Annotated in this window: 7 protein-coding genes and 1 riboswitch; of the genes, 3 read left to right on the top strand and 4 right to left on the bottom strand. The window is 57.1% G+C overall.

Going from position 1 to position 5,659, the window contains the following annotated elements; all coding sequences use genetic code 11:
- On the top strand, nucleotides 1–672 hold a 672-nt coding region (locus JW937_10005), incomplete at its 5' end, for a hypothetical protein (GenBank protein ID MBN1587742.1).
- Nucleotides 673–694: 22 nt separating this feature from the next.
- A complete protein-coding gene (locus JW937_10010; GenBank protein MBN1587743.1) occupies nucleotides 695–1,582 on the top strand; it encodes a hypothetical protein in 888 nt (295 codons plus the stop codon).
- Between the two features lie 59 nt (nucleotides 1,583–1,641).
- On the opposite strand, the gene JW937_10015 is transcribed toward JW937_10010, so the two are convergent.
- The 4 genes from JW937_10015 to JW937_10030 are packed head-to-tail and all read right to left on the bottom strand — an operon-like array spanning nucleotide 1,642 to nucleotide 4,144.
- The gene (locus tag JW937_10015) at nucleotides 1,642–2,250 is read right to left on the bottom strand and encodes a phosphoribosylglycinamide formyltransferase (GenBank protein ID MBN1587744.1); all 609 of its coding nucleotides are present in this window, start codon (nucleotides 2,248–2,250) and stop codon (nucleotides 1,642–1,644) included.
- Between the two features lie 9 nt (nucleotides 2,251–2,259).
- Nucleotides 2,260–2,586, bottom strand: coding sequence for a thioredoxin (gene trxA / locus JW937_10020; GenBank protein ID MBN1587745.1), 327 nt, complete (start codon nucleotides 2,584–2,586; stop codon nucleotides 2,260–2,262).
- 49 nt (nucleotides 2,587–2,635) lie between these two features.
- Nucleotides 2,636–3,910, bottom strand: coding sequence for an MFS transporter (locus tag JW937_10025; GenBank protein MBN1587746.1), 1,275 nt, complete (start codon nucleotides 3,908–3,910; stop codon nucleotides 2,636–2,638).
- Between the two features lie 60 nt (nucleotides 3,911–3,970).
- Complete coding sequence (locus tag JW937_10030; GenBank protein ID MBN1587747.1) at nucleotides 3,971–4,144, bottom strand: helix-turn-helix domain-containing protein; 174 nt, start codon at nucleotides 4,142–4,144, stop codon at nucleotides 3,971–3,973.
- Nucleotides 4,145–4,268: 124 nt separating this feature from the next.
- A riboswitch (cyclic di-GMP riboswitch) is annotated at nucleotides 4,269–4,394 on the bottom strand.
- A 189-nt stretch (nucleotides 4,395–4,583) separates the two neighbouring features.
- On the opposite strand from JW937_10030, the gene JW937_10035 reads away from it, so the two are divergent.
- On the top strand, nucleotides 4,584–5,659 hold a 1,076-nt coding region (locus JW937_10035; GenBank protein MBN1587748.1), incomplete at its 3' end, for a hypothetical protein.

Genomic DNA, 5,659 nt, shown 5'->3' on the forward strand with positions numbered 1-5,659 from the left:
ATGGAGGCCATGGACCGTATCGACATTGGTGCGCGCCGGCCCAAAAACATCAACACAGCAGAACAGGAACGCACTGCATACCATGAGGTCGGCCACCTGGTTGCCACTTACTATTTCCACCCCACCCACGATGTATTCAAAGCTTCGATCGTGGCGCGCGGCGACACCCTGGGCGTGGTGCAGCACCAGCCCAAGGAAGAGACCTTTAGCGAGAGCCGCGAAATCTATTTGGCCAATATCAAAGTGGCTTTGGCCGGATATTGCATGGAGAAGATCCGCTACGGCGTGACATCCAGCGGGGTTATCTCGGATTTCCGCAATGCCATGGCGCGCGCCCACAGCATGGTGTGGAGCCAGGGCATGGGTTCGAACGGCTTTATCGGCGATTACACTCTCATCCCTGCGGCGCAGCTTTCCGAGGCGATGAAGGAAAAACTCAACGCAGAGACTCAGCAAATTCTCAGCCAGTGCGAGAAGGACGTGACGGAACTCCTCACGCGTGAACACAAGGTGGTCGAGCGCTTTGTAGCCGAACTCCTGGAAAAGAAGGAGCTCGACTACGACCAGATCTACGCCATCTTCAACGAATATGGCGAAGCCAAATCAGCTCCGGTACAAATCGACGAACATGGACGCGCTGAGGAGAACACAGGCTCCCAGGATGCCTCGTAATTCTCTGTACTCGTCATTTCTAATGACTCTTGTGCTAACCGGCCTGCTCGGGCAGGCCGCTTGCGCGCCCTCCTTCCCGCCTGACAAAGCGGCGGAACAACTCCAAGGCATGGTCAAGAAAGAGTATGGCCGCGATGTGAAGGCTTTTCTCAAGGGAAAGACTTTGTGGGTCTACATGCCTTTGGAACAGGGTCTCCTGAGCAAGGGTTTCGGAGTCTCTGAAGAGGCTTCGGACGCGATCGAGGATATTGTGCTCTGCACCCACCGCATTGCCATGAGTACAGATGACCAGGCCATTCAGTACTACACCATTGTGGTCAGCGACACTTCTCAAATCGGCGCGGAATTCACACTCATCGGAGCAGTCCAGGATATCAAGCGCGCACGGCTCCTGGACATTTCCCGTTCCGAGTTCCAGAAACGCCTGATCCGCGAGGTCAAACTCAATCCCTTGGCCCTGGGCGATAGCGAGGGCGACCATCTCCGGCTCACGGATATTTCCAAATCACGCTTTCTCGCGGAACAGATCACCCGCCGCATCAAGCAGGTGATTGCGGAAGACCCGGTGCTCAAGGAGCGTTATGAGGCAAGAGCCGCGGACTGGCGTTACCAGAATGACACCTTTGTGTTCTTGCTGAGCATCAACGATAAGACCCCGGCCGCCACAGAGGGCGGCTTCCGCGAAGAAAACGGTTTGCTGGACAAGTCCCTCACGGAGATCGCTACGGTCCTGCACGGTTATAGTTTTGAGGATTATGAAAAGGTCACCCTGCGGGAACTGCGTTCCAACCTGGAGCTCGAATTAAGCCGGGAAGAAATCGAACTCTTTCATCGCGGCAAGCTCCCCTTTCAGAAGATCCAGATCGACACCCGCCAGACCACGACGCCTTTGGGATTGCTCTCGAACTGACTTGTCATCCCGAGCCGAGCCTTGCGAGGCGTGGGGATCTTTGTTCCACAAAGATTGCTTCACTGCGTTCGCAATGACGAAACCCGCCGCCCTTCGACCTTCAGCTTCCCTTCCAAATGCAGCCGGACGGCTTCGGGGTAGAGCCGGTGTTCGATTTGGTGGATTTGCGCTTCAAGCTCTTCTTCGCTCTTGGCAGGGTCAACGGCCAGAGCTTCCTGCAACACAATTGGACCTGTGTCCACGCCTTCATCCACATAGTGCACGGTCACGCCGGTGATTTGGACTCCGTAACTGTACGCATCGTGAATCCCGTGCGCGCCGGGAAAGCCCGGGAGGAGTGCCGGATGGATATTGAGAATCTTGTTGGGATAGGCAGAAACAAAATCCGGAGACAGCACACGCATGAAACCGGCCAGAGCGATCAGCGCAGGCGGGCTCTTGTCGATGTGCGTTCGAAGCGCCGCTTCAAAATCCGCGCGCTGCGCAAAGGCCTCGCGATCCACCACTTCAAAGGAAATCCCCAGGCGCCGGGCTCTTTCGATAGCCCCGGCCTGGGGATTGTCCACGATAAGCAATGTGATCTTGGCCGGAATGCGGCCTTCTTGACTCGCTTGGACCAGGGCCTCAAAATTCGAACCACTTCCCGAAGCGAGAACCGCGATTCCCATGATCAACGCCTAAGACAAGTTTTCAGCGCGCGCAATGAGATCGCCTTTGGGCACTGCGCCCACAACACGATCCACTTCCTGACCGCCCTTAAAGAAAATCAACGTAGGGATACTCATCACCCCAAAGCGGGATGCCAAAGAGGGGGCCGTATCCACATCGAGCTTGCCCACCTTAAGGCTGCCTGCCTTTTCCTTCGCTACTTCTTCCAGGACCGGAGCGACCATACGACAGGGCGCGCACCAAGTGGCCCAAAAGTCCACCAGGACCGGTTCCGAGGCGTTGATCACCTCCCGATCAAAATTGCCTTCATCTAGAGTCACCACTACATCTGACATGATTAACCTCCTTTAAGCCTAGTTATCTTATCGAAGCAAAATACAGGCGTCAACGAGGCGTCACAGAGGGGCTGACAGCCATGCGCGGTTGCAGGCCCCAACCCATGGGGCCGAGCAGCACAAAGACCACCCCAACGCCAAGGAGAATAGGCTCCTGGCCGATCACTTCGGAAAGCGCGGAAGCCAGGAGCATGCACACAAGAAAGGCCAAATCCCCCACCACCATAACCGAGCTAAAGACTCTGCCGTGCATGTTCTCGGGCACAACCTCATGCACCAGCGTCATGGAAGACACGGCCATGGGGGCCACCACCACGCCGAGGGTAAAGGTCAAAACGCTGGCCAGGACCGCATTCCCGGTACTCCCCACGCCCAACACAGCAGCCAAGAGCAGAACTCCGGCAGCAGTAAGTGAGCTGCACATCACGCGATTGCGCCGGTAGCGCCCACCCAAACGGCCATAACCCAAGGCCCCCACAAAGAGCCCGGCCACCAAAAAGCTCACCAGAACCCCCAGGCCCTCGGTAACCGTATTCAGGGACTGCTGCAAGAAAACCACCATGACCACGGAAACCACCCCGCAACCGGCCCACAACACGCCCAGTTTGCCCAAGAGAAAACGCGATTCCGAATGCTGCCACAGGAGATCGATCCCTTCCCGGATCTCCTGAAGGAGGCGTCCCAGCCCGCCGGCGCGCGTCCCATCCTTTCGCTCTACAGAAGGCTCAGCCTGCCTCGGCACCCTGGGCAGCACCATCATCACCAGAAAAACAGAGGAAACCAGGTAGGTGACCGCATCCACACTCAAGGCCGTGCGATAGCCCACCTGAGCCACCAGGATTCCCCCCAGGGCGAAGCTGCCCATGCCGGCAATCAAATTGGTCACAGAGGCCAGAGAGTTCGCCACAAGCAACTTTTTGGGAGCTACCAGCTCGGGCACAATGGCCAGCTTGGAAGGCAAAAAGAAACGGGTCACGGAAAAGGTCAAGAAAACCAGGATATAGACGGGAACCAAAGAGAGACGCCAATACAGGGCCAAAACCAAAAAAAGGACCAAGCCGGCGCGCAAAAGATCGCACACCACCATGGTCCACCGCTTATCCCAACGGTCCACATAAGCGCCCGCAAAAGGGCCGACCAACACCGACGGGAGAAGGGTACAGGCAAGCACCTTGGCCATGGCCATGGAAGAGCCGGGAGCAATCAGGCTTACCAGGGCCACTAGAGCCATCTGGTTGAGACGGTCGCCGAACTGCGACACAATCTGTCCCAACCAGAGGAGCAGAAAATTTTTGTTGCTGAGGACGTCTCGGAAACGGGCCATATCTGTAAGTCACAAAGGTCCCGTATCTTATCACATCCTGGGCCACTCAGGACAGGAGAATTAGCCGCGCCGCATCGAGGTTTCGGCCACATTCATCCGCGAACGGATAAAGGACTCGAGATCCTCGGGTGCCACCAGCCAACCCCCAATCTTCGTTGCCCGGATCTTCTTCTGGCGGATGAGCTGGCGTACGCGCTCGTCCGTCAAGCCGATTCTCTCAGCAACTTCGGCCACACTTAGCCACCTTCGGGGATCCGACATTCCACACCTCTCGTTTTCATCGCTTTCGCTCTAATACTCCCCCGGGGCAAAAAGAAAGCTCCACCGCCACGCAGGAGGTAGAGCCCAAAACCCGCTCACCGGCAGCCCAACCGCCTGGATCCTTATGGGATCTTAAGGCTTGTGGCTTTGCCTCGCCCCCTGAGGCGAGATCCGTCCTAAAAACGGATGGCCTGCCCTTCCGGACAGTGTGCCTTTATTCGGTGGAATCACCTTTCCACTGCCAAAACTTTCGCTAAAAAGCATACCATGGGGGCATGCCTTAGTCAATGACAGCGCCTGATACAGCGAGGTGCTAAGACATCCTTTCCGGAACTTAATAAAGTGGTATATTTCCTGCTGGGCCGGGTGTCAGGCCCAGCGCAGCGACTTCTATGTTATTCTGTGCAAAGGCATGAAGGATTATTCCCGATTTCTTATCCGGCTCGGACAGGCCGTCGGATTCCTCCTCAAAGGGGTCTACTACCTCTCCTTTGCAGCCGTCATTCTTGTCGTGGGAATTGCCGCCTATCGCTATATCCGCGCAGAGGACCAGCCTGCAGACCTCCAGGCCCTGCACCGCACTCAAGAAATCGAGGGGGAACACCAAAGGCTCCTGGCCGAGAGGCAGGCTCTCACACAGCAGCGCGCCGAAGCGCCGTTCTCTCCTCCAGAACCCGCACCCGGACTCCTCCTGCCCCCGCCGGAACTCAAGGTTCTCTCCCTCGGCACTGTTCCGGTGGGCTTCACTGCACCCAGCGGCAGCCTGGACAAAACACTCCAGAACAGCTTCGCCAGACTGACTACCGAAGAACGCTTGAAACTGGAGGAGGAGGGCCTCCAGGTGCTGAACAACCTGGGTCAATGGCTCCAGGAGCATGGCGAAAAGCTGGAGCAGATCCGCCAGTCCCAAGTCTATAAGAATCATCCCAAACTTGTGGACAAGGTCCTGGAGGAATTGGATCCCAAAAGCCTGGTTTCCCTGACCCGGAATCTGGTTGAGTTCGACAGCCCTTACCGGGTTTGGCTCATGGGCAAGGAGGGCGAAGACCCCCTCTGGTGGGTTCGAGATCCGGAGACCGGGCAACGCCGGTGGGCCCTCATTTATCGAACGGAATGGGAAGCCGAACGCGGCGAAACCGAGCGCCGGAACATCTATGTAAAACGCGCCGGCTTTGTGGCCGATCCTTCAGAGATCCACAACGAAAAGCTGCGCGATGCCCAGTACGCGCTCCTGCTGGAACCTGTCCTGCGTTACATCATGGAAGAATTGGAACACCGGGAAAAATCAGCGCACGGGGCCATTGCCCAATCCATGGCCCACTGGCTGGCCCCCCAGGCCTACGAATGGGTGCAAGAAAAGGCCAACAAAGGCCTCCTGAACGACTGCCTGCATCTCATCGAGACCCTCCCTGGTTTGGAAGAGAAGGAACGGCAAGAGCTCAGCCGCCAAACCAAAGAGGAATGCGCGCCCAAGGCCAGTGCCCTTGA

Source organism: Candidatus Omnitrophota bacterium, from assembly GCA_016929445.1.
GTDB lineage: Bacteria > Omnitrophota > Gorgyraeia > JAFGIU01 > JAFGIU01 > JAFGIU01.